Source organism: Bradyrhizobium sp. USDA 3256, assembly GCF_054058275.1.
Genome location: NZ_JBSSAE010000001.1, coordinates 226,606 through 250,012 on the forward strand (window position 1 = coordinate 226,606; position 23,407 = coordinate 250,012).

Genomic DNA, 23,407 nt, shown 5'->3' on the forward strand with positions numbered 1-23,407 from the left:
CGCTTCCGCGGAGTCCGGCCAAGACTGCTGGTTGCTGGACCGGCTGGAAGACGATGAAGTTCGCGAGGCTCTCAAGGCCGGCGTCGCGCCCACTCCCTCCACATCGGGCAGATTGGAACGCTCTCCGCACAAGGTGGCAGAGTGAAGGGGCGCATGACTGACGAGGTCGGCTCTCCGGTCTCTGCGATTTGAACCTATTCGCGGACAGTTTCTCGTCGGCGAGGGATTGCGTACGAACGGCGAGCTTTGACGAACTACCAACGTTCTACGCCGCGAGTTAGGCTACCCTCCGATAGGAAAATAGGGCTTCGGAAATAGTGGGTTTCGCGTTGTAGCGCTCACCCGCTACCAATCGTACGATTTTCTACGCCAGGCTATTACCGGGTTCTCGAACGCTCGACGGCACCGAGCGCGATGGCGGACGCGAGCGATGATGACGGTCGACCAACGCTTACGTTTCTGTAAGCTATTGATACCACTAATAAATATTCCATAATTCATCTTATGCGAATCGTTCGCAACTGGACCGCCCGAACGATCGCCGCCGGACGGTGCGGCATCGCCACAGGTGGCGGCTACCTGATTCCATGCCCGTGCCCCGGCCACGGCAAGGGACGCGGCGACCTCCATCCCTCGCTCTTCATCCGCGACGGCGACCGCCGTCTGCTGGTGCGCTGCTATGCCGGCTGTGAGCCAGCGGCGATCATGGAGGCGCTTGGACGCATGCCGCGCATCCCACCGGCGCCGTTCCGCCGCCCAGCGAACACGTCGGCCGATCTCGCCCGCGCCATCTGGCGGCAGGCCCAGCCGCTCGCCGCAACGCCGGCGGAAGCCTATCTCGTGGCCCGCGGGCTCGCGGCCGCGCAGCTGCCCGCGGCAACGCTGCGCTTTCTACCGCCTCGCCCGCGCCATCCGCATCCCACCTTGGTCGCCGCCCTCACCGACCTCGACAACCGCCTCGTCGCCGTCGAACTGACCTACCTCGACCCAAGCGCGCCGCGCAAAGCCGAGCTGGCGGCGCCGCGCCGGATGCTCGGCACCGCGCTTGGCGCCGCAATCCATTGCGGTCCCGCCGCCGCGACGATATGCCTCGCTGAAGGCTTGGAAAGCGCGCTGTCAGCCCTCTCTCTGTTCGCCGTGCCGGTCTGGGCTGCCGCCAGCGCCGAACGCCTACCCGCTGTCGCCCTGCCGCCGATCGTCCGATCCGTCCTGTACTTCGGCGACGCCGATCGGGCCGGTGCTCGTGCCCTCGAAAAACTCCGCGCCGCACGTGCGAATCTCGAGATATTGATCGCACCTGCCCACAACCTGATCGCGACTGGAATGACTTACTGCAGGCTGGCTACGTCCTCGACAGGCACGTCTGATGTCCGCTCGTCCGCCAGTCGCGGCGCGATAGCGGACGTCGCTGGAGGTCGCATGCGAATCGGCGCGGGATCAGTTGCCGTCGCCATTCTGATTGCGTGAATCTCCGAATGGTAGATTGCCGCTGCCTCCTGCGTTTTTCTCCGGTCGTGTTCGATCCTCCGCATGTATGGCATTTTCCGAAGGTAGAGATCGATGTCGTCATCATAGCACCGCACAAGACCGCCAACGTTCTCTATGTCATGGCTATACTGAATGTCGCACGCGGCCGTACCCGAGAGCAGCGTGTCCAGGCAATTGTTCTCGACCTCGGTGGTGCTCTAATACTTGAGAAGATCGGCATTCGGCCTTCTCTTCACATCGTCAGGCAAGGGAGCGGCTTGGGTTCCCGACCGTCGCGATCCCCAGCGCACCGGACAGGTCGCCCGTTTGGCCGGCGGGCGCGCTCGGCAGCGTAAGTCACGATAGCTCGCTTTGCGTTGCGGTCGCGGCCCGACACACCGCTTTCAGATCGATCGGCGTGGACATCGAGGTTATCGGTGCAGTTGGTCCTGAATTGGCCGACGTCATCCTGCGGGCCGACGAGCGGCATCATCTCGAAGGCTGGCGGCCGGGCGATACAGATTGGCTCACCCTCCACTTTTGTCTGAAGGAAGCCGCCTATAAGGCCTTCTATCCGTTGTGCGGCCAGATCATTGATTTCCAGAAGATGCACATCAGCCTGGCGCCGGCCGACGGGCATTTTCGCGCGTTTGTGACCGTGCCCGGCGCGCTGTCTTTCGAAGGCCGCTACGCCGTCTGTGGCAGCCGGATCATAGCCGCCGCCTGGTAGGCCTATGCGCAAGCACAGCTTTCTTTGACTCCAGCAACCGCGCTCATCAGCAACAGCTCAACCTGTTCAGCGACCAGTGCGCGCTTGCAACCCCAGTGACCCTCGCCTTTTCGCCAGAGGTAGCCCTCAGGCTGCGGTTCGGATGAGCCCGCGCTCGGACTCTGCGAACGACGCCCAGGACATTCGAGAGAAGTTGGGACCTCGGCGAAGCCTCGGCCCTGAACGGGAGCGCGATCGGCATGTTCGCAGCGAGAGCCTCGTCCCACTCGTTCTCGACTTGAGCAATTGGAGCGCGCTTGGTTAGGCACCTAAACGCAGGAAGAATGCATCATCGCGGGGATGACGATGAAGAAATGCGCCAGAAGCGCAGAACGCCCCAGACGCAGGCAGCCATGACGCGAGATGCGCCTCACACAATGATGTTAGTCGCCCAAGCGCCGAAGCTCGTCACAATTGCAACACGACAAGGGTTTCAGACGTCGTTGCACGCACGGGATCATGGCGATCGGAAGCCTGTTTTCTGACTCTTTTTGTCGCCGACGCCTCCTCGGTCGATTTCAAGCCTGAACCCTTGAAGACTTTCGCTCCGCAGCATACGACCGCGCACGTTCTGAAGGCAGGATCGATTGCGCTGTGAAACGTCAGCCCAATATTCGAGCCCACGTCAACCACCATTTATGGTAGTATCAAACCACGAATCTCTTATAGATTGCATGTCCAGGAAGGTCAGTTTATGGCTGATCGGCTCCCCTCCCGGAGCGCAGAAGTGGCTCGGCGAAATTGGACAGGTCGATAAGTGGAAATTCTGCCTGAGAACGGCGAGAACGCCGTAACAGGAGAATCACTTGAGCAGACGAGCCCGCCGAAACCACAGCGCGGCCTTCAAGGCCCGTGTAGCCCTTGCCGCGATCAAGGGCGAAAAGACGCTCTCGGAGCTTGCGCAGCAATACGATGTCCACGCCAACCAAACCAGATCACGACATGGAGAGATCAGGCTCTGGAGGGGCTTGCCGGGATCTTCGATAGCGGATCGAAGCCTTCGGAGCCGGCGGTTGATGTGAAGACGCTGCACGCGAAAATCGGGGAGCTCTCGCTGGAGAACGATTTTTTGTCCGGCGCGCTCACCAAGGCAGGACTGTTGGGGAGCGCAAGGAAATGATCGATCGTGGTCACGAACTGTCCATCACCCGCCAAGCCCGTGCTCTGGGGATCAGCCGCAGCATCGTCTACTACTTGCCGCAGCCTGCGTCCGCGGCTGACCTGGTATTGATGCGCCGCGTCGACGAACTTCATCTCGATTACCCGTTCGCGGGCTCTCGCATGCTGCAGAAGCTTTTGAAACGAGAAGGCTTTGAGGTCGGGCGTCTGCACGTGCGGAGCCTGATGAAGCGCATGGGGATCGCGGCGCTTTACCGCAAGCCGCGCACATCCGCGCCCGGCGATGGCCACAAGGTCTATCCGTATCTGCTGCGCAATCTTGCGGTCACCCGGCCCAACCAGGTCTGGGCGACCGATCTGACCTACATCCCGATGGCGCGCGGGTTCTGCTACCTGGTCGCGTTATCGACTGGTTCACGCGCGAGGTTCTGTCGTGGCGGCTGTCGATCACCATGGACGCCGCGCCATGTATCGAGGCGATCGAGGAGGCGCTGGCCCGATATGGCAAGCCCGAAATCTTCAACTCGGATCAGGGCAGCCAGTTCACCAGTGACGACTTCACCAAGGTACTGCTCGACCATGACATCAAGATCAGCATGGACGGCAAAGGCGCCTGGCGCGACAATGTTTTTGTCAAGCGGCTGTGGCGGTCGGTGAAGCACGAGGAGGTCTACCTCAAGGCTTACGACAGCGTCCGGGAGGCCCGCGCGTCGATCGGACAATATCTGGACTTCTACAATCAGAAGCGCCCGCATTCGAGCCTTGACGGCAGGACACCGGATGAGGCGTATTACGACAGGCAAGTTCCGGCGGCGGTCGCTTGATCGTCGCCAGCGATTTTACCGCAGCTCTGGTCGGGCTTACGCCCTCCCGACGCCGCGGTAAAATCGCAAAGCTCCGCGCAGACACAACCCGGCAGGAATCCACTTAAAATCCGCGGGGACCTGTCCAAACAAACCGAGCCACTTCTGAAGACGGCGACGATGACGACCACGAGCACAGGCACATAACTTACGCGGTCGCAGTCACGGACCAAAGGAAAGCCGTGAAGCTAGCCTTGAAAGATAGCGGCGCGAAGGCCGCAATGGTCAACTGCCCGCTCGAAGATGGGATGCTGCAAACGTTTGGCTTGGAGCCCGGAGAGTTCATCGTTGTGCATGATGACGAGATTGATCCGATCACTATGCGGCCCCGGCGCGATTAGGGGCACGTTCTATTTCGTTCAGCCGCGTCGGATTGACGACATGCATGTCCAGAAGCCGCACGCGCGGTTAGCTGGCGTGCTGTGATAGCGCGCAATTTGCTTCCCCTCCTCTTTCCGATCTTCTGGCACGCGGGTTGCTAAGCCATGCATGGCTTGGTCTCTTACTGACTGACCTCCTGAGGGCCAAGCCGCGCATCGCAACTCGCACGGTCGGCGGCCCCCGCCGTCCGTGCGCTTTTTCTGACGGCGCGATGATCACCCGAGCGCGTGGCATCATGATCATCGGGCGCGCGAGTTGCCGGGAGAGGTACGGGCTTGGCTGCTCATGCATTCGCGCTGCACCTTGCGAGCGTCAAGCCTACGCGTGTGGACCTCCCTCCACCCGCGCTTCCTTCTCCGTCGCCCTTGTGGAGATCATGGCATGACACGTGAAGAGGCTTTGAACAACGCCATAGCGACACTCGAAAAATACTCTCGGGCAAAGAGCGCCGTACTTGCGGCGATAGAGGAATTCCAAGAGACTAGACCGCCAGCTAGGCCGCCGCCTCGAAAACAGAAGCTCTCTTGGCCAGATCAGAACTGAGATGGCAGCAGGATGGATGGTTTCGGTCGGCATCGTCAAAGACGGCAAGGTTCGATATGTAACTTATGCCGTCGCTATGGCTGATCAGGCGGAAGCCGTGAAAGCCTCATTGGCTGCCAGTGCCGGTGACGCAACGATCGTGAATTCCGAACTCCGCGAAGCCGATTTGAAGGGCCTCGGGTTGAAGGCTGGCGAGCTTGTACCCATATACGACGATCGCAACGATCCGCTGATGTCGCGCACGTGGCGTCCTGTCCGACCGCGCGACACAAACTAGCGGGCGACCGCCGGGATCAATGTCACTTGTTCAGGAAATGTGGTCGCCATTGCAGAAGGTCCCACAATGTCAAGCATTTCACGTAAGGCCCGCGATACGGTTCGGCAGTGTGTCCCACAAGCTCAAAGGTTTTTGGACCGGTTTGTCGGGCCCTCTCTAGGCATTGGTGCCCGTTGCGCTCGAAAACTCTCATGGCATCATGCTTTGCACCTCGATCGTTCGGATCATCTACTTTATCCCACTCGGAGTGATTCGACCAAAAACGAGAGGCCGGCACACTGGCCGGCCCCGTCACATTCAATGGCTTGATGTACTCAGCGGAAGTACGTCGTGATCACTTCGATACCGGCTCCGCGCCAAGCGCAAGTGCGGCCTCATCAAGCCGCCGTCCGGTGACGGCTTTCCGGTCGGCTCCGCCTCCCTCCGGCCCGTCACCGGCGGAAACAACCTTCAACCGAGATCATAATCCCGATGGTGGGGGCAGTTCTTCATGACGCAAAGGGGCGCATTGCCTCACTAAAAATGTTACCGGACGACTTCCCTATTGTGTCTGAGGCGGAGCTGCCGAATCAGTTCGGTGGCGGGTATGGCAGGGAAGATCAGCATGCGCGCAAAGCGCGAGATCACATCAGCGCTGCTGGAGCGTTATCGGGCGAGCGACGGCTCGAGAAGGCACGGATCCTGGACGAGCTGTGTGCCGTTACGGGATGGCATCGCAAGCACGCGATCCGAGCACTGCCGGTGAACGGGGCATCGGGATCGGCCGTGCCGCGGCGACGGGGCCGGACCTACGGAGCTTCCATTCGCGTTGCACTGATTGTGCTATGGGACGCCTCTGACCGGCTCTGCAGTAAGCGGCTCGTCGCGATGATCCCGTTTTTGCTTTCGGCTCTTGAACGGCACGGCAGATTGAAGCTTTCTGCCGATGAGAGGTCGAAGGTTTTGAAGGTGAGCGCGGCGACGATCGATCGCCTGCTGAGCGACGTAAAGATCGCAGCAGCTGTAGGACGCCGACGGCGGGCAGGCGTTTCCAGTGCCGTACGGCGGCAAGTCCCGGTGCGTACATTCAATGACTGGGGATCACCTCCGCGGGGTACTGCGAAGCGGATCTGGTTGCGCACGGCGGCAGGTCTGTATCGTTATTCGCGGTTCTGCGAGCTCTACCGCGCCTGGGAAGGCCGTCTGTCTGGTGCGAGCCTCCTCGATGCCGTCCGCAAATCGATGCGTCAGATCCGCAGCGCAATCGGGGCGACAACAATCGATCCCAAACTGCTCACTGCGGCCGAGCGGTTGCAGTATGAAGGATATCTTCGCCGCGAAGAGACCAATGCGACGATCTTGGCCCTGTCGAAAAGCGGAACGCCGATCAAGCAGATCGTGCGCCAAACCGGTCATAGCAGGAAACTGGTTCGACAGGTGATCCGTGGCGAACGCCCATATGTCTTCCGAACCCGGCAGAGCTCGCTCGATCAGCACCTGCCATGGCTCGACGATCAGTGGGCCGCCGGCTGCCGGAACGGCGCTGAACTTTGGCGGCGCCTGAGAGCGAGCGGCTTCCGAGGCTCCCTTCGTGTGGTCGGAGAATGGGCAACACGCAGACGGCAGGCCGAAAAGGTCGATGTCGAAAACCTTCACCGGATCCCGTCGGCCAGAACGATCGCTCGTCTCATGACGGCCGGACGGGATACGCTCTCGAAGGCAGAGACGATCACTGTCGCGGCGATCGAAGCTGGCGTACCACCCTGGTCGAGGCACGCGAGATCATAGCCGAATCCACTTGATGATCCGGCGCTGAGCCGCCGCCGAGTTGTCGCGATGGATCGAGCGCGCTCGCGCCAGTCTCGTCGCCTCGTTCGCCCGCGGCGTTCCGAATGATGAAGCGGCGGTTCGGGCGGCGATCACCTTGCCTTGGTCCAACGGACAGACTGAAGGCCAGATCACCCGCCTCAAACTCGTCAGACGGCAAATGTACGGCCGCGGCAAAATCGATCTGCTTCAAGCCAGACTAATCGGCGTAGAATAAAGCGGAGCTGCACCAAAAATGCGTCAGAGCCCAAACTTGGCCGCGCGCTCATCATCCGGCAACTGTTGAGCGGCCAGGCGGGCGTTGAAAAGATCGGCATGCGGGCACTTCGGGATCAGGTGCGCGTGCAGGATCGAATGCACCTCGTTCTTGAGCCGCGTACGCCGCACGACCTGGTAGCGCCGCGTCACCAGCCTACGCTTGCGCTCGGTCTCCGGGTCAGGCGTCCAGATCTGCGGCAGGTATCCCGCCGCCTGCAAACTGGCGAGCGTGCCGGCATCGATCTTGTCGGTCTTGACGTGAGCCTGGGCGATCGCCTTTACCTGCAACGGATTGGCGATAATCACCCGCTCCACGAATGGCGTCAGCACTCGCGACACCGCCATGCTGTTGCCGGTCGCTTCGATCACGACCTCATCACCGGCTAGCAGGATCTTGCCAAATCCCTCCAGCGCAGTCCGCGTCATATCAATGCGGCCCGCATGCCGGAGCCTGCCGTTCTCCCAAATACCACCTTCCCGAAGGTTCGGTGGACATCAATGCCAATTACCCGTCGCATTCGCACCTCCTCTGCCGGACAACCACGGGAGCTGCCGGCGACACGACAACTACGGATTCGCGCTCGCGGCGCAACCGGGCGAGTCGCAGAGGCGGCCAGCTACTAACTCGAGCTCTCGGCTCATCGTGTGCATCGGCCTGCCCGCACTTCGTGCTCGCGGTGCCTCTGTCCCGATGGTCGCACCATACGCCACGATGTCGAACACCGCAGCTCAACGTGGCACCGAGACATCTCATACCGGTACCAATCCGATCGAAAGCGTGTTCGCCACGGCGCGGCACCGGACGGTTCGGACCAAAGGATTGCTGTCGCCGCAGACCGCGAAGCTGATGGTGTTCAAGCTCATCGATGCTGCGTCCAAAACCTGGCGCCGATCGAAAGGAACAAATCAGTTGCCGAAGATCATCCCGGTGCCAGATTCAACGACGGCATCGATGTCATTCCGACCCAGCAAAGCCACGCCGCCTGATCGGCTCCGTCACCCAGATTCAGGCATAGCTTCCTTCCCGATGAGCGACAGTCACTATCCAACTACGCATCTTGCTGCGCCTCGGGAAGCATCGCCCATGAGCTATCGAGCCTCTGCAATTCCGCAGCCAGTGGACGAGCTGGCTGTGAAACAGGCTGTGCCGGACGGCATTCCGAAAACCGTCTCCCTCGACACCAAACCTAGGGCGTCCGTCATCAGAAAATCTGAGACTGATCAGGCGTTTCGAGAAGGAGGCGCTGGCTCATCGGGGGGGTATAGTGTGAGCCGCTTGCGATTGATGGTTCAAGCGGCAGTTTGCGCTAGCTAGTGTTTCGCTTGATGCGTTTTCGCGGTAAGGATTGCCTTAGCCCGGCCGAAGTAGGTATCGGCAGCGCGAGATTATCGATGCTGTCATGGTAGCGGACGTGATTGTTTCGTTCGGCGAAAGCCCGGATCTGTCGTTCGAGGTCGCCGGGCAGGTAGTAGTTGTCGAGCGGAAAGCGGTTCTTGACGGTCACTGATGCCGATGCTCGACTGTGCGACGCCATACAACGTCGAACCGTTTGCCTGGCTCGCCAAAAATGCTTCGGCGCATTGCTTATGGCTCGCGGAGCAGCGAAATCGACGCTCGGCGGAATCGCGCCGTCTGACAGCATCGTCTTATCGGGTACAAAAGAAGGGCCGCCTACGTTGCCGCAAGCGACCCAAGTCTAGGGAGGAACGCCCAAGGAGGGCAGCGATAGCGGGGCGCTACCGCATTGCCTGAAAATAGGACGATCGCGATCGGCGGCTCAATTGAACGTAGGGAAACTTCGCGCATCTAAAGGGACATGGAACGATACGAAGGTTTATGGTGCCCGCGCGCGAAGCTAGGCGAAGGCTGTCATTGCCTATGCAACACGTCGAACAGCAGCCAATCGATGCCATCGACAAGTCTATCTTGCTTATCAGAACAAGCGACGCGAGCGCTCCGCCGGAGGACCAGACATATGAGTGCGGCCAACATCGCAAATGCGCCCGGCAATCCTGCGAGGTTTGCGAGGAAACCGACTAACCACTGAGGCGGCCTTACGGCACGACGTGGATCACTATTATCCCGACCAGCAGAGCAGCACCTAAGACCGCAATGCCAATACAGATACGAGCCGCAGTTGAATAAGAATGGAAGTGTGGTTGTTCGAACATGCCTCTTCTAGCACCGTCACCGATCTCAACCCGTCTTTAGCTCGGGCGCCCTAGGATTAATAGAGCATGAGGCCAGGGAGCGACGGCCCCTAGAATAGGTAGGAGCCCGATCCGATGTTGATTCTGTAACGTCAAGCGTCGTTAGCCGTCGGGGCTGGAGTCCGTGTAGCATCAGGATCTGACGATCTCTAAAACGACTGCCAACTTGCGCCCCGAAGTTAAGAAGCGCATTGCCCAAATCGCAAGTATGACGCTGGTTCAGATTCAAGAGGTCATGATGGATTGTGTATCCGAAGGGTCTGCTGGCATGATGACGACAGGTGAGGGCAATGCATTGCGCCGAGCACTGAGCAAACGGGTCAGCATCCTCAGACGAGACCTTGTCGCGTAAGAGCTCGCGAGTTGGTCAGGCGAAGCAATGATGTCGCACAGCCATAGGACACGACCTTAGCTGAGGAGAGCCTAGAATGCTTCTAGGTGCAACGGTCGCCGAGGTTAGGAAGCCCGAATAAAGACGCCGCCCCTCTTCATCCTAACTCACCACCGCGAGTTCTTTCCTTTCTTTAGGCGTCCAAGGGTGGCGGCCCGGGCGTAAGCGGCAAGCTGAGCTTTCAATTACCCATAATTGTTGCTTCGATTGCGGCTCCAAGTTCGATGTCGGTCAGCCGCGATAGTCCGCGCCAGATCACGGTATTTCCTGGAGGCGGATCGTTGGTTCGGGCCAAGTATCCTCCGAGCCGCGCGATCTTGACGACATAGTGCGAGAGCGTGCTTCGTCGAGAGCAATCACTACCCCGGTCTTTCACCAAATGATCAAGAAGCCTGATTTCGGGATCTGTCAGCGCGGCTTGCGGTACGGCATTCGGCGAGGAGCGATTGAGCATCGTCATCCAGAAGACGCGCCAACTCACAATGCAGAAGACCGCGATCAGATTGACCAGACGCTCAGCAGTTCGCAATTTTGAGTCCTCTGCTTTGCAGCCAGATTTGAGGATCTTATGGAAGACTTCGATCTTCCACCTCAAGGCATACCATTCGATCTTATTGATGGCGTCCTTGCGCGATTGGACCGGGAGATCGGTGAGGAGCTTCCACTCGATTTTCTTTCGCCGCTTCGGCCTTCCCCGCTCCTGAGCGTGGATCACGGTCAGAGTGAGTGCGGGATATTTCGTCTGTTTGCCGATCGGCGGCAGGACGCGTATCTTGCGGTACCTGATCTCAAGAACGGCGTCGTCGGGATCGCCTTTGTCGTCCTTGACCTTGATCCGATGTAGACCGTTGATCGTAACCTCGTCCATTTCGTCGGCAATTGTATGATTGCCGTCCCCGGCAAGCCGATCAACACAGGTTCGCACCAGGAAATGCGTTCCGACCTCCTCGGCCAGGCAAAACAGCTCATAGATGTCGCTCTCGCGATCACCAATATGAACGCATCGTCCAGGAGCAGCGAGAAGGTCGGTCGATTGCCGTAAATTCTCGAGCCAGCGGATGCTCTCCTTCTGCTCGATCGGCACCCGTGTCGGATTGATCTTTCGCTTCAGCGCCGTCGTCCCCTTGAACTTCTTGCGGGTCCAGAACTTGATTGCCGACAGTCCGAGCGGAAGCCCCTCGGTCGTCACGGCGAGACTCGAATGCATCAGGATGCCGCACTGTGTGCGTCCTGCCGTGCCGTCTTGCCCGTAAAGCCGATCAGATCCGGCTTCTCGCGCTTGAAGCTGAATTCCGTCGTGTCATGGAGGACGAGGATCGGTCCCTCCGTCGCCGCTACGCGCCCGCGCGTCGCCTCGAAATGACCGCAAAGAATATCCGCCTCATTGACCCGCTCGTTGGAGAAGAAGCGATAGGCGGCCTTTGTGTTGGCCCAGTCCTGACAAACCAACGGGATGCTTTGACCCATGTCGCTCCCGACTTGTGCGAGCAATTTGCAGAACCGGCGACCAAGCCGCTCATCTTTAAACTCGCATCCCGCAGCTTCTCGATCAACCCACGTCGCGATACCGGTCGTCAATCGCTGAGCACGCGTCTCCGCGCGTTCCTTCACCAACCCCATCGAGCACCCCACTTCCGAATCAGGTGCTCAACAATGAATCACAACAGATTCTGCCGATTCAAGATTTCGCCCGCCGCGCCTCGCTCAAATCCGAGCCAAATGTGGGTAATTGAAAGGTCTCCTTGCCGCTTACGCCCGGGCTCTGATCGGGCGATCTCTTTCGCAGCTCGCCCGGCTGGGCTGGGGTGATCCTCGCAGAACGCAAACGCATCAAGCGCGACACCATCACGAACCGCCGCTTGCAGCATCAACTGACAGGCAGCAAAAGCTCTAACCCCCGATGAGCCAGAGCCTCCCTTCTCGAATCGCCTGATCAGTCTCAAATTATCTGACGTCGTCGGACAGCGGGACGTTATCGACCGCATAGAGACACGCGCCGGCTGCGCGATCGAGCGGGTCTATGTCGACAACGACTACCGGCGGCCACGACGCGCGAAATCCCCGCCGCGTCTTCACTTCAGGTCAGAAGCGCGGCGTCGTCGGCGCGAGCTGTGCCGCGCAGTCCTCCTCTCAAACTCTGTAATATTGAATCATTTAATCGGTAGTTGCCGGCCGAAATAGATGCTGCCTCTGGAGCGAGTGGGCAGAAGCACGTTTGCCCGGAACACGGCACTCGGAGCTCGTTTTTTCATAATCTTGGTTGTCCTCCAATTGACTTCGGCGGCCGTTTTCGATTCAGACAGGCGCAGACAGGAATGCGTAGCCTGCACGAAGAAGACCTATCTGATATTCTCGGCTATGCATCGGATTGCGCTCTTCGTTACAAATGGCGTATCCGATGTCGTATATGCGCTTGACCCTCGCCTCACGCCGAACGCAATACCCCGCGAGCGCGGTTTCCAGGTCGTGGCTGCGATGGAGTTCCTGAGCGAGGACCAGAGCATCCTCGATCGCCATGCCGCCGCCCGACGTCATCTGCGGTGTCAGCGAGTGAACCGAGTCGCCCAACAATACGACGCGGCCGCGGTGCCATGGTGCAGGCATCATCAATACGTCGAACGGGCGGTAGCTTATATGATTGCCCTGGCCGACCAAGTCGGCCGCTTGGATCAGTTCGGGCGCCGTAAATGGGGCGAGCAGGTTTCGAACATAATCGCAAACCTGATCTTGAGCGACACGAAGCTTTTCATCCGTGGTTTCCAGGAAGAACAGGTAACACAGCTCCTTCGACAGCGGCAGCGCGCCAACCACTCTCCCCGTCGGATGGCGATAGAGGATGAAGCCGTCCATAGCTTCGGTCCGAGAAACAGTGTAACGCCACACTCCTTGGCCGGCGTAGTGCGGCTTGAACTCTTCGCCGAAGAGTTGCTGGCGCGTCTTGGAATAAACGCCATCGGCCGCGATCAACAAGTCTGCGCGATCTGTCTCGCCGTGCGAGAGCTCCACCGTCACGCCCTCAGCGTCCTGATCAATCCGAGTGACAGTCGTATTGAAGGCGATCTCGGCGCCGCTCGTCCTGGCGGCCTCCTCCAGGATCTGCCCGAGGCGCGGCCGCATGATCCCTAGCGCGGCTGGACGATCCGGGTCCCAAATTCTTGGCGAGAACTGCTGATGCAGCGGGTTTCCGGCGGCGTCGCGTATCGATACGACGTCCCACCCGTGACCGCTTTGCAGACACGCTTCCACCAATTCCAATTCGGCGAGCGCTCGCAGCGCATTGCCGAGTAGGGTGATGCCAGTCCCGATCCGGTCGCTCCTATCTCCCATTTCGATGACTCGCACAAACACACCGATGCGTCGAAGCGCATGGGCGGCTGTCAAGCCGCCAATACCACCGCCCACGACGATAACGTTCTTCACCGCGCCCATGTTTCCTCCTACACGTCCGTTGTTCATCTCCCGTGGTGAACTGCGCCACTGCGCCTGCTCTGTGTGCAGTTCATCCGCTCGATACAGCGAGACTGCGATGTACTTCGTTTCGAGCGATTCCCTGATGCCTTCGGTCGAGCGGTCCCGCGCAAGACCGCTCGCCTTGCTACCGCCGACGACCGCCGCGGGATTGGAAGCGAGCCCCCAGTCGAACGTGACCATGCCGCTCTGCATCTGGCCGGACAGGCGCAAAGCCCCGCTTCAAATCCTTCAGAACCTAGTTTTGTTGGCGTGCGTCCCGCCGTGGAAGGGCACGATTGGCGCCACTTCCCTGAGATCGACGCTGAGGTGCGGCCGCTGCTGAAACTCGTCGATCACCGACATCTAAACGATGTCGAAGGACTGGAAAATCCGACCGCCGCGGTCATCGTCGATTGGTTCTTTGACCGCATTCTTGGCTGCTAGAGTGTGCCGAGTTGCGAACGACGAGTGTTGGGTGGAGGTTAGGGTCGGTTGAGTGAAGCCATCAGCTGGGACAGACAAAAAAAGGTTCTTCGCAGCTGCGCCTGACCCGCAAAGTCGACGCCATCTGTAGAACGTTGATGGTGTTGGTCCCGATCTCGATCATGCGATCAGCGTAGATTTTGAACGGAGCTGCTTGTGTCGGACTGCCTATCGCCTTCATCCGGTGCACCGTTCGCAAGTGAGGCCGAACTGCAAGCCAACTTTGTGGCGCCTAATGGAGCTTGGGCAGCCAGATCTGCCAATCATCGTCACAGATCTGACAAATCTCGCCTTCCTCGATGCCGAGATCACTCAGGTGCCCGTTCACTGAGTGCGGAAATCGCCAAGGCAAATCCGCCGTGTCTGGCGTCGAGTTCAGAACCGATGTCCCCGAAATCGAGCGAAGCCTCATAGCGTCGGTCGCAGCAGGCATGGTAACCGCAAACGTTACGTTCTGAAGGCCGACGCTCTCCAGGTGACCAATTAAGACCAGGCAACCGGCTACCATGTGTGCAATCCAACGAGTTAGATCACTCCAGTTAAGTCTAGGCGCACTCATCACGAAGTGCGACTACCAATTCTTGGAGGTGGAAGGGCCGCGGGATGTCCCGATCGCTATTGAACTAGGTCGGGCCGGCGCGCATCCTCAATATCGTCGACGATGTCACCAAGGAATGTCTGGGCGCCATTCCTGACACGTCGATCTCCCGCCGGCGTGTGGCGCGGGAACTGACGACGGTTGTCGCGCGGCGCGGCAAATCCGGCCTGATCGTCTTCGATACGACCGAGCGAAGCGGCGCAGCTGATGGGCGTGACGAGACGCCAAGTGTTCCGATTGCTCAAAGCATATCGCGCTGGCGGCCCTGCAGCACTGATTTCCAAGAAGCGCGGCAAGCCGAGCAATCGGGCGTATCCGGCGGTTCTCCGGACCGAAGCGATGGCACTGATCAAGGCCAATTACGGCGACTTCGGCCCGACGTTGGCAGCGGAGAAGCTTTCGGAGCGGCACGGGCTGCATTTTGGTGTTGAGACGGTGCGGCGCTGGATGCTGGCCGACGGGCTCTGGCAGGATCGCCGGCAACGGCTCAAACGGGTTTACCAGCCACGGCATCGTCGTGACTGTGTGGGCGAGTTGATTCAAATCGACGGCTCTGAACACTGGTGGTTCGAGGATCGCGGCCCACAATGCACCCTGCTCGTCTTCATCGATGATGCGACCAGTCGTTTGATGCACTTGCGCTTTGCAGAGACGGAATCGACCTTTGATTATTTTGCCGCGACGCGCGCCTATTTGCAGCGCTACGGCAAGCCGATCGCATTCTACTCGGATAAGCACGCGACGTTCCGAGTGAACAAGGTCGGGGCAACCGGGGGCGATGGCATGACCCAGTTTGGCCGGGCGCTGCACGAGCTCAACATCGATATCATCTGTGCCAACGCTCCGCAGGCTAAGGGCCGCGTCGAACGTGCCAATGGAACGCTGCAAGATCGGCTGGTGAAGGAGATGCGGCTGGCCGGAATCTCGACCATCGAGGCCGGCAATGCGTTTTTGCCGGCGTTTATGGAAGACTACAATCGGCGATTTGCGAAGACTCCTTTCAGTGACAAGGACGTTCATCGCCCATTGACTGAGCAGGACGTCGTGGATGATGCCTTTGCCTGGAAGGAGGAGCGCACGGTATCGCAGAGCTTGACGCTGCAATACGACAAAATGCTGTTCATCCTCGAGCCGAACGAGGTCACGAGCACCCTCGCCCGCCAGCGCGTCACCGTGTTCGATTAGCCGTTGCGCTGGGCCAGACGCTCGGGAGTCTTCTCGCCATAGGCGGCCCCGGTCTGGCCTTCGACTTCCAGCTCCATCAATCGCTGGGCAGCAAAGCCGATCATCTCGCGCAACAGATCGGCATCAGGGGTCTTCTCCACGAGCGTGCGGAGGTTCATCATCTCATCGGTCATCGGTGGTTCCTCGAATCAGGTTGGTGTCAGCAACCCGACCCTACCGGCGAACTGCCGGTGACCACCGCAAAGCCGCCCGCCCGCTACGGCGCTATGTGAGGGCGCGCGTGCGGACGGCTTTGCTCTACCGAGCTACACCATCACTGGGGACACGACCGAAGTTGGCCGAACGACACGAGTTATGCGTGTCCCGGGAGACGCTGCGCGGCTGGATGCGACAGGCCGGGATCTGGCTGCCACGCGCCGAGCGCAAACGATATCAGCAGCCCCGCCATCGCCGCGAGCACCTCGGCGCTGCCCCATTCCGCGTTCGACAAGCTGCAGCGGGTCAGCCATGCCGCGATCGTCGAGAACAAGCGTCTCGGCGAGGTCCTGGCCTGGATCAAGGAGCAGCAGGATGGAGCGCCCCCTCCTCGCGGCGATCTGGTCGGTCCAAGACGATTGAGCCAGAAAGGCGGTCTCCTGAAGGACCGCGCCGACCGCCTCGCTCAGATCGAGAAGTCGCAGAAACCCGCCCGCCTGGCCCGCCGCCGCTGCGATATGGGGGTCTCCGCAGCGTCGGGCCAGGCTCCGTCAGAAGCTGCCGAGTGACATTCCAACTTTGCGGAGCCAGAGACATTTCAACTTGGTTGCAACAAATATTGTAGCGGCAATTTAGGGTTCGGACTCAATTGATCCAATATGCGACGATGGCGGCGAGGTGGACGGCAGCCAAGAAATTTCTGGCAAGTTTGTCGTAGCGAGTTGCGACACGCCTGAAATCCTTGAGCCGACAGAAACAGCGCTCGATAACGTTGCGCCCCTTGTAGATGCGTTTGCTGAAGCTGTGGAGGGTTACCCTGTCAGATTTGTTTGGAATGACAGGCTTCGCGCCCCGATTGACGATTTCGGCGCGAAAGCCGTCGCCATCGTAGCCTTTGTCCCCAATGAGGGTAGACATGGGTGGCGCGAGTTTCAAAAGGGCCGGCCCTGCGGCAATATCGGCTAGTAGTGCGACACATGGGCCAGTTAGAGATGCGACACTCCTCGCGCTTTGGCACTGGCGAACATGAGCCAGAAAAGGAAGGCTGACGGTTCCATGGCTGGTCAACGGCCCGGTTTGTCGGAGCCGTCATGTCTTGTTTTGTCACGTTGTCGCAGAAAGAGTTGCATCGGCTTGAGGCCGTCCAGAAGATTCGCGAGCGCCGGTTGAGTGTCACGCAGGCTGCTGAACTCCTTCATTTGAGCCGCAGCCAAGTCCACCGGCTTCTTCAGGCCTATGATCGCGATGGCGCGAACGGGCTTGTTTCCAAGAAGCGCGGCCAACCGAGCAACCGGCGTCATACCGACGAGTTTCGTAATCAGGTACTCGATCTGGTGCGCGAGAACTACGTGGATTTTGGTCCGACGTTCGCCGCCGAGAAGCTGAGGGAGCGGCATCGCATATCTGTCAGCAAGGAGACATTGCGCAAGTGGATGTCTGAGGCGGGCCTCTGGCGTCGCGCCGAGAACGCAAGCGGCAATTGCATCAGCCGCGCGGTCGGCGCGATTGCTTTGGCGAACTGGTGCAAATCGACGGTTCGCATCACTGGTGGTTTGAGAACCGCGGTCCGAAGTGGAGCTATGCGGGAAGCTGGGTGATGAGGGACTGAGATAGGCGGCGTATCGAGGCGGGTGTCGAGCCTGCCAGAACCTCTCAAGGAGAGCGATACGCCATGAACGAGACTAGCAACATTGTCCCGCTTCGTCAGCCGGACGAGATCGACGATCCACTGACCAATGTGCTGCGCGGCGCGAACGATCCAGACCGGCATCGGGCCGGTCGAGGTGGCGCGGACGAATATCCGGGACCGCGGGGCGGCCGGCGATGGCGAGCGGATCCGGTTCAGCTCGGCGATCCTGCCGTTGTTGGCACGGCGGACCAGAAGTCTGGATGCGCTGTTGCCGGTGCTGTACCTGCGCGGCATCTCGACCGGCGCTTTCCAGGAGGCGCTGACGGCCTTGCTGGGCAAGGACGCGCCGAACCTGTCGCCCGCGGTGATTTCCCGGCTGACGGCCGAGTGGCAAGGCGAGTACGAGCGCTGGCACAGGCGCGATCTGTCGGCGCGCCGCTACGCGTATGTGTGGGCCGATGGTGTCTTCCTGCAGGCCCGCATGGAAGACCACGGCGAGTGCATGCTGGTGCTGATCGGCGCGACGCCGGAAGGCAAGAAGGAACTGATCGGCTTCCAGGTCGGCGTGCGAGAGAGCGCGCAGAGCTGGCGTGAGCTGCTGATCGACGTCAAACAGCGCGGATTGCAGATCGCGCCCGAAATTGCCGTCGGCGACGGCGCGCTCGGCTTCTGGAAGGCGCTCGACGAGGTCTTTCCCGGCACACGGCACCAGCGATGCTGGGTGCACAAGACCGTGAATGTCCTGAACAAGGTCCCGCTCTCGGTGCAGGCCACCATGAAGAAGGATCTGCGCGGGGTTTATTGGGCGCCGAACCGGGCGTCTGCCGAAGCGGCGATCGACGTCTTTGCCGAGAAATACCGCGCCAAATACGGTTGGGCGGTCGAATGTCTGGTCAAGGATCGCGACGCGCTGCTGTCCGCCACCTCGAGTACGGGGCGCATATGCGCAGCTCAGTCGGGTGGGATCACCCTGATGGAGAGTCCATCGAATGGGCTGGTCGTGCGGGCGAGCAGATTGGTCGCAACCTGAGCATAGCGCGCGGTCGATCCCAGGTCGGCATGTCCGAGCAAGACCTGAATGATGCGAATGTCGATGCCGCTTTCCAGGAGATGGGTCGCAAACGAGTGCCGGAGCGTATGGACAGTAATCGGCTTGGCAAGCCGAGCGCGGCGGCGGGCGGCGCGGCAGGCCGCCTGGACGCAGCGGACGCCGACATGTTCACTTGGGTCTTGGCCTGGAAATAGCCACAGCCCCGGTCGGGCTCGCATCCAGTACGTACGCAGAATCTCCAGCAGTCGCGGAGAAAGCATCGCGTACCGATCCCTGCCGCCCTTGCCGTTCTCGATGTGGATCAACATTCGCTTGCTGTCGATCGAGCTCACCTTCAGGCGGACGACTTCACTAACCCGTAAGCCAGCCGCATAAGCCGTCGCCAGCACGACGCGATTGCGCACCCCTGTAACCGCGTCCAGGAAGCGCTCGATCTCTTCGGCACTAAGCACGAGCGGGAGCTTGTCGGGCTTCTGGCCACCGATGATCCGCTCGAATGCCTCCGTCTGCCCGAGTGTGACGCCGTAGAAGAACCGCAGCGCGCAGGCCACCTGATTGATGTGGGACCACGAGCGCTTTTGGCCGATGAGATGCAGTTGGTAGGCGCGGACCTGCTCGAAACTCAATCGGTCCGGGGCGTAGCCGAAATGGCGGCTAAACTTTGCGATCGCATAGATATAGGATTGTTGGGTCGACGGCGACAGATTGCGGACCGTCATGTCCTCGATCATGCGCTGCCGAAGAGGGCTCATCGTAGCCATCTGGGTCTCCTGTCTCGAGAGGGGTGGTGCGAAGACCAACATCCTCTCAGACAGGACACCTCAGTTCAGCAGGCTTGCCCCCACTCCCGCGTAGCGGGTTCGTTCAATGGCGGGCGACGACGCAGCCTGGGACCATTCGGTGTTCTCGAAAAGAGCCGACATTGCGGCGAAGTTCCTGGCGGCGGTGCTGGCGCAGCCCAAGGTGAAGAAGCTTCTATCGAGCGATCACTTCTCGGTCGATGGCACGCTGATCGAGGCCTGGGGCTCGATGAAGAGTGTCAAGCCGGCTCTCGGATCTGGCGAGCGGCCGGCCCAAGGCGGCGGGCGCAATGCTGAAGCGAACTTCCATGGCCAGAAGCGCTCTCCTGCCGCCTTCGCCGACAGGGTTTCGGTGCCCTTTCCGAAGTACAGATCGGCGGAAACATCGTTGGCGCGCGCCGCCGCGAGTGCCGGCAGGATGATCATCGGCCGCCCCGCGACGCCGATCCGGTGGCTGGTGACGAACAGCCTCCGCGTCGCCTTGACGCTGGCCTCTAGGGCGAGCGCCGCATGGTCGGAGGCCAGCAGAATTCTCATTGGCACCCTGCGTTCGGACGTTCGCGGCGTCATCTCGATCCGCCGGCCGAGGATGGTGATGTCCGTGGCGAGCTCGTTCCAGATCGTTTCCCGCCCCATCGACATGGTCGCCAGGTGGCGAACAATCCTGCCGCAGAACGCCGGATCTCTGACCTTAACCGATACTTCGAAGCTTTCGAAAGGCGATCCGAGCCAGTTGCAGGAGCCAATGGCCGCAAACCATCCGCCCCGCCCGTCGTCGCTCGCCACGATCTTGGAATGTGATTCGGTGCTGAACATGTGGACGATGATCGAGTCCGATCTGCCTTTATCGCTGATTGCCGCTTTGAGCTTTTCGGCGTGCGCGCGCGATGTAGCCTGCCTCTTCCGATCTTCGTCCTGCCCCCAGAAGATGTCGATTCGCGCTCCATTTCCCGCGGCGTAAAAGAAGTCGGGCAAGAAGTTAGTGGCGTGTTCGTTCAGGAACGTCGAATGTATGATCACCCGCTCCCGCGCGTTCCTGATGGTTTTCGACAGGAAGTCGCGGTGCGCGGCGCCATCGACGATCAGATCGGTCTGCCTGAAAACGCCCTCGGTAAGCCCGGCGGCGCTCTCGACCGCGGCGGATGCGACGCTCGCAGGCGGCCGGACCCCGCCCGCGCCGCCGTTTCGCGAAGCGCCACGTATGCGCTCCAGGAGAATTTGGGGTGCCCGGGACGGCAGACCGTCAATCTTTTGCGAATCCCTTACGCTCACTACCGCGAAACGCCGGACCAGTCTATCGGGCGACGAGTGCACGCCGACAATGACCTCGTCGTCGCCCTCCAATGCGGCGAACACATCGCCCATGTCCCCCGTAGCTTGCAGATCCGACGCGCCGAGTCGTATCGCCTCCGGAGCAAGGTCGTTCTGATGGACGATCCGTAGTTCGCGTCCACGGAAAACCGTACCCGTCACCTGATCAACGTTGAAGGCGAGCCAGCGATGCTGAACAAGCGGGAACGTCGGGAGATCGTCTAACTTTGCTTGGACGCGACCGAGGGCCGTCGCCTGAAACTCGGTGCCCTGACGAGTGGTCATCATCTCGACCCAGCCAGCGCGCATCAAACGCACGAAGGCTTCGACGATTACGCGTCTCGGAAGGCACGAGGTTTTTTCAAGCGCTTCGGCAGATGCCGGCTGCTCGCTTACAGCCTGTAGAAGCAGATGCTCGACGATGCTCCAGCGGCGCCCCTTTTCGATCTTGAAACGCCTCTTGCCGCGGAGAACAGGAAACGCCACCTGGACGACGCTCATTGTTTTCCCCCGGTCTTGCCGCATTTGATAACGGCCGCATCGCCAGCATTCTTTGCCTCGCCGAGCGATTTCAGGAAAAGCTTCAGAAATCCCACGTTAATTTTGGGTTGCGTCTCGGCGAACTCGACCACGTGCCCGTAGAACTCGAGGCAACCAACTACGATCATCATCCATTTCGCGCGACTGAGCAGCACGTTCATGCGACGATCGTCCTGTAGGAAGCCGAGCGCCTTCATCGGGCTTGAGTGATGATTGTTGCGGACCAGAGAAACCATGACGACGTCTGCCTCATCCCCTTGGAAAGAATCGACTGTGCCGCAATATTCACTGTCCGGAAACGGCGCATCGAATTGCTCAAGATTCTTCAGCGATCCGTCGGCACGGGCCATCCTGTTTCTGATCAGCTTTACCTGTTCGCGATAGGGCGACAGGATTGCCAAGGTCGGCGGTCTTCCGGATTCATTAACCTGCCCTACGACCTGGAGCTTCGACAATGCGGTAATGAGCGCGTCGACCTCTTTCGGATTGTTCCACGGTGGTCGTCGATCTTCACAACCGCATCTCGGTTCATCGCGGACGTACGGCAGGTCGATGAAGGTGATCGGCTTGAATTCCTCGGTGGCCGACCATCTTCCCACGATAGGTTTCTTAGACCGATAAAGCGCTGCCTTTTTCGGGTTGTCCGTCAACTCGCGGCCATAGAAACAATCCGACACGATCTTTGCAATCGCCGGGTGCATCCTGCGCTGCTCCGTGAGTCGCCGCGCGATAGGCATGCCCTTCTTCGCATTCTTTTGGCGCTCGAATTCCTTCTCGACGAACGTTTCGAACATCGTCAACAACCGAAGCGCGTCCGAACACAGGGCGCCGAAGTCGGTGTTGGTGTCCACTTCCTCGAACAAGTCTTCGATAGCCTCGTCCCGCGGCCGCGGTTACTACAACTGATCAGGAGATCATCGTGCTCATTCATCCGACCGTCGAACGCCTGCGCGCACTCGGCCTCACTGCCATGGCCGATACCGTCATCGAACTGCAGAACAATCCCGAGGCCGCCGAGATGCCGCACCCGATTGGCTCGGCCTCCTCGTCGATCGCGAGGTCACCGCCCGCGACAACCGTCGCCTCACGCGCCGCTTGAGCAATGCCAAGCTCCGCCAGGCCGCCACCATCGAGAACGTCGACTATCGCACGGCGCGCGGTCTCGACCGTTCGCTCTTCCAGACCCTCGCCTCCGGCCAATGGATCCGCGATCACAATCATCTGGTGATTGTCGGCCCGACCGGCACCGGCAAGTCCTGGCTGGCTTGCGCGCTCGGCAACAAAGCCTGCCGCGATGGCTTCTCCGTCCTCTACAAGCGCGTGTCCCGCCTGTTCGCCGATCTCGCGCAGGCGCGCGGCGAAGGCCGTCTCGCTCGCCTGATCGCCGCGCTGGAGCGCGTCAATCTTCTGGTTCTTGACGATTGGGGACCCGAACCGCTCACCGCCGACCAGCGCCGTGACCTGCTCGAGATCGTCGATGATCGCTACGACAAGGGATCATTATTGATCACAAGTCAGCTCCCCGTGCCGCAATGGCATGACGTGATTGCCGATCCCACGCTTGGCGATGCCATCTTGGATCGCATCATTCACAACGCTCACCGCATCGAGCTCAAAGGCGACAGCCTGCGGCGTCGGGCCGATGATAGGACAAAAGCGTGACCACCGTGCGCCCGATCGTCCCACCGGCCCACAGGCCCTCCCGCGCGCGCCGCTGCGTCGCTCGTGGGGCACTCCGCGCCGCGCACGGGGCCCTCCCATGGACCGCTGGGACGATCTTCAAACCCTCCCGCCCGTCTTGACCAGGAGGATCATTTCCAGCACACATAATCCCGTCAGTCGTGTTTGCCTCTGCAAGTGATCACAATCATCTGGAATCCGTGATCACCATCGCCTGGAACCGCTGATCATCATCCCTGGAATGCGCAGTGGATATGACGCTTCTCGCAAGCGAGAAGCTTGGACAACGCTGCGCGTTGCCCACATCCCTACAGCCACAACAGCAGCAGGCAAGAGTAGCGTAAAGATATTGGGAAGAACGAACTGCTGCAGCTCCACTTAAAAAACCGGACCCAGTGG

The 23,407-nt window shown here is 60.2% G+C and carries 13 protein-coding genes and 14 pseudogenes; 16 read left to right on the plus strand and 11 right to left on the minus strand.

The features are described 5' to 3' along the window. Positions 1-504 precede the first annotated feature (504 nt). From ACVWY5_RS01175 to ACVWY5_RS01205, 7 genes and pseudogenes are all read left to right on the plus strand, one after another. On the plus strand, positions 505-1,467 hold the full coding sequence (locus ACVWY5_RS01175) for a DUF7146 domain-containing protein (RefSeq protein WP_038377920.1): 963 nt from the start codon (positions 505-507) through the stop codon (positions 1,465-1,467). Between the two features lie 271 nt (positions 1,468-1,738). After that, a pseudogene (locus ACVWY5_RS01180) lies at positions 1,739-1,846 on the plus strand (4'-phosphopantetheinyl transferase family protein); the annotation flags it as partial. A 39-nt stretch (positions 1,847-1,885) separates the two neighbouring features. After that, positions 1,886-2,197, plus strand: coding sequence for a 4'-phosphopantetheinyl transferase superfamily protein (locus ACVWY5_RS01185; RefSeq protein ID WP_321177100.1), 312 nt, complete (start codon positions 1,886-1,888; stop codon positions 2,195-2,197). A gap of 845 nt (positions 2,198-3,042) precedes the next feature. Further along, positions 3,043-4,179 (plus strand): annotated as a pseudogene (locus ACVWY5_RS01190) (IS3 family transposase). Between the two features lie 221 nt (positions 4,180-4,400). Beyond that, positions 4,401-4,559, plus strand: a complete 159-nt coding sequence (locus tag ACVWY5_RS01195) for a hypothetical protein (RefSeq protein WP_159109428.1) — start codon at positions 4,401-4,403, stop codon at positions 4,557-4,559. A 599-nt stretch (positions 4,560-5,158) separates the two neighbouring features. Further along, on the plus strand, positions 5,159-5,419 hold the full coding sequence (locus ACVWY5_RS01200) for a hypothetical protein (RefSeq protein ID WP_050632129.1): 261 nt from the start codon (positions 5,159-5,161) through the stop codon (positions 5,417-5,419). Positions 5,420-6,619: 1,200 nt separating this feature from the next. Beyond that, a pseudogene (locus tag ACVWY5_RS01205) lies at positions 6,620-7,442 on the plus strand (transposase); the annotation flags it as partial. Positions 7,443-7,480: 38 nt separating this feature from the next. On the opposite strand, the pseudogene ACVWY5_RS01210 reads toward ACVWY5_RS01205, so the two are convergent. Further along, positions 7,481-8,001: pseudogene (locus ACVWY5_RS01210) on the minus strand (IS110 family transposase); the annotation flags it as partial. A 242-nt stretch (positions 8,002-8,243) separates the two neighbouring features. On the opposite strand from ACVWY5_RS01210, the pseudogene ACVWY5_RS01215 reads away from it, so the two are divergent. Then, positions 8,244-8,470 (plus strand): annotated as a pseudogene (locus tag ACVWY5_RS01215) (IS256 family transposase); the annotation flags it as partial. Between the two features lie 320 nt (positions 8,471-8,790). On the opposite strand, the pseudogene ACVWY5_RS01220 reads toward ACVWY5_RS01215, so the two are convergent. The 3 genes and pseudogenes from ACVWY5_RS01220 to ACVWY5_RS01230 all read right to left on the minus strand — a co-directional run. Continuing rightward, positions 8,791-8,985: pseudogene (locus ACVWY5_RS01220) on the minus strand (IS3 family transposase); the annotation flags it as partial. A gap of 1,281 nt (positions 8,986-10,266) precedes the next feature. Beyond that, entirely contained in the window at positions 10,267-11,274 is a 1,008-nt protein-coding gene (locus tag ACVWY5_RS01225; protein WP_321177102.1) for an IS4 family transposase, read from the minus strand. Positions 11,275-11,291: 17 nt separating this feature from the next. Continuing rightward, positions 11,292-11,705 carry an IS4/Tn5 family transposase DNA-binding protein gene (locus ACVWY5_RS01230; RefSeq protein ID WP_028338257.1) on the minus strand — a complete coding sequence of 138 codons (414 nt, stop codon included), beginning with the start codon at positions 11,703-11,705 and terminating at the stop codon, positions 11,292-11,294. A 345-nt stretch (positions 11,706-12,050) separates the two neighbouring features. Here ACVWY5_RS01230 and ACVWY5_RS01235 point away from each other — a divergent pair. After that, positions 12,051-12,189 (plus strand): annotated as a pseudogene (locus ACVWY5_RS01235) (IS5/IS1182 family transposase); the annotation flags it as partial. A gap of 191 nt (positions 12,190-12,380) precedes the next feature. On the opposite strand, the gene ACVWY5_RS01240 reads toward ACVWY5_RS01235, so the two are convergent. Beyond that, complete coding sequence (locus ACVWY5_RS01240; RefSeq protein WP_456671625.1) at positions 12,381-13,736, minus strand: FAD-dependent monooxygenase; 1,356 nt, start codon at positions 13,734-13,736, stop codon at positions 12,381-12,383. Positions 13,737-13,817: 81 nt separating this feature from the next. Here ACVWY5_RS01240 and ACVWY5_RS01245 point away from each other — a divergent pair, with 81 nt between their 5' ends. Continuing rightward, entirely contained in the window at positions 13,818-13,979 is a 162-nt protein-coding gene (locus ACVWY5_RS01245) for a 6-carboxytetrahydropterin synthase (RefSeq protein ID WP_456671626.1), read from the plus strand. A gap of 654 nt (positions 13,980-14,633) precedes the next feature. Here ACVWY5_RS01245 and ACVWY5_RS01250 read toward each other — a convergent pair. Then, positions 14,634-14,921, minus strand: a complete 288-nt coding sequence (locus ACVWY5_RS01250) for a hypothetical protein (protein WP_456671627.1) — start codon at positions 14,919-14,921, stop codon at positions 14,634-14,636. Here ACVWY5_RS01250 and ACVWY5_RS01255 point away from each other — a divergent pair. Next, a pseudogene (locus ACVWY5_RS01255) lies at positions 14,809-15,798 on the plus strand (ISNCY family transposase); the annotation flags it as partial. The gene ACVWY5_RS01250 and the pseudogene ACVWY5_RS01255 overlap by 113 nt on opposite strands. 2 nt (positions 15,799-15,800) lie before the next feature. On the opposite strand, the pseudogene ACVWY5_RS01260 reads toward ACVWY5_RS01255, so the two are convergent. The 3 genes and pseudogenes from ACVWY5_RS01260 to ACVWY5_RS01270 all read right to left on the minus strand — a co-directional run. After that, positions 15,801-15,974, minus strand: a pseudogene (locus ACVWY5_RS01260) (transposase); the annotation flags it as partial. A gap of 179 nt (positions 15,975-16,153) precedes the next feature. Next, a complete protein-coding gene (locus tag ACVWY5_RS01265) occupies positions 16,154-16,330 on the minus strand; it encodes a hypothetical protein (protein ID WP_321177226.1) in 177 nt (58 codons plus the stop codon). Between the two features lie 311 nt (positions 16,331-16,641). Beyond that, positions 16,642-16,959, minus strand: a pseudogene (locus tag ACVWY5_RS01270) (transposase); the annotation flags it as partial. A 128-nt stretch (positions 16,960-17,087) separates the two neighbouring features. Here ACVWY5_RS01270 and ACVWY5_RS01275 point away from each other — a divergent pair. Both ACVWY5_RS01275 and ACVWY5_RS01280 read left to right on the plus strand, forming a co-directional pair. Next, positions 17,088-17,569: pseudogene (locus ACVWY5_RS01275) on the plus strand (helix-turn-helix domain-containing protein); the annotation flags it as partial. 99 nt (positions 17,570-17,668) lie between these two features. Next, positions 17,669-18,545, plus strand: a pseudogene (locus ACVWY5_RS01280) (IS256 family transposase); the annotation flags it as partial. A 32-nt stretch (positions 18,546-18,577) separates the two neighbouring features. On the opposite strand, the gene ACVWY5_RS01285 reads toward ACVWY5_RS01280, so the two are convergent. Further along, positions 18,578-19,438 carry a site-specific integrase gene (locus ACVWY5_RS01285; protein WP_028338167.1) on the minus strand — a complete coding sequence of 287 codons (861 nt, stop codon included), beginning with the start codon at positions 19,436-19,438 and terminating at the stop codon, positions 18,578-18,580. A gap of 115 nt (positions 19,439-19,553) precedes the next feature. Here ACVWY5_RS01285 and ACVWY5_RS01290 point away from each other — a divergent pair. Both ACVWY5_RS01290 and ACVWY5_RS01295 read left to right on the plus strand, forming a co-directional pair. Next, positions 19,554-19,802: pseudogene (locus ACVWY5_RS01290) on the plus strand (IS5/IS1182 family transposase); the annotation flags it as partial. Between the two features lie 683 nt (positions 19,803-20,485). Then, positions 20,486-20,920, plus strand: coding sequence for a hypothetical protein (locus ACVWY5_RS01295; RefSeq protein ID WP_080667383.1), 435 nt, complete (start codon positions 20,486-20,488; stop codon positions 20,918-20,920). A 365-nt stretch (positions 20,921-21,285) separates the two neighbouring features. Here ACVWY5_RS01295 and ACVWY5_RS01300 read toward each other — a convergent pair whose 3' ends face one another. Further along, positions 21,286-22,191 (minus strand): C-terminal helicase domain-containing protein, encoded by a 906-nt coding sequence (locus ACVWY5_RS01300; RefSeq protein WP_028338169.1) that lies wholly within the window; start codon positions 22,189-22,191, stop codon positions 21,286-21,288. A gap of 56 nt (positions 22,192-22,247) precedes the next feature. Between ACVWY5_RS01300 and istB the strand changes: the two are divergent. Continuing rightward, positions 22,248-22,990: pseudogene (gene istB / locus ACVWY5_RS01305) on the plus strand (IS21-like element helper ATPase IstB). Positions 22,991-23,407: the final 417 nt, after the last annotated feature.

Bases quoted from the DNA above. Each gene is read 5' to 3' on its own strand.
- ACVWY5_RS01240 (WP_456671625.1), bottom strand. From the start codon at position 13,736: ATGGTCACGTTCGACTGGGGGCTCGCTTCCAATCCCGCGGCGGTCGTC.
- ACVWY5_RS01230 (WP_028338257.1), bottom strand. From the start codon at position 11,705: ATGGGGTTGGTGAAGGAACGCGCGGAGACGCGTGCTCAGCGATTGACG.
- ACVWY5_RS01285 (WP_028338167.1), bottom strand. From the start codon at position 19,438: ATGGCTACGATGAGCCCTCTTCGGCAGCGCATGATCGAGGACATGACG.
- ACVWY5_RS01175 (WP_038377920.1), top strand. From the start codon at position 505: ATGCGAATCGTTCGCAACTGGACCGCCCGAACGATCGCCGCCGGACGG.
- ACVWY5_RS01200 (WP_050632129.1), top strand. From the start codon at position 5,159: ATGGTTTCGGTCGGCATCGTCAAAGACGGCAAGGTTCGATATGTAACT.
- ACVWY5_RS01295 (WP_080667383.1), top strand. From the start codon at position 20,486: ATGTATGATCACCCGCTCCCGCGCGTTCCTGATGGTTTTCGACAGGAA.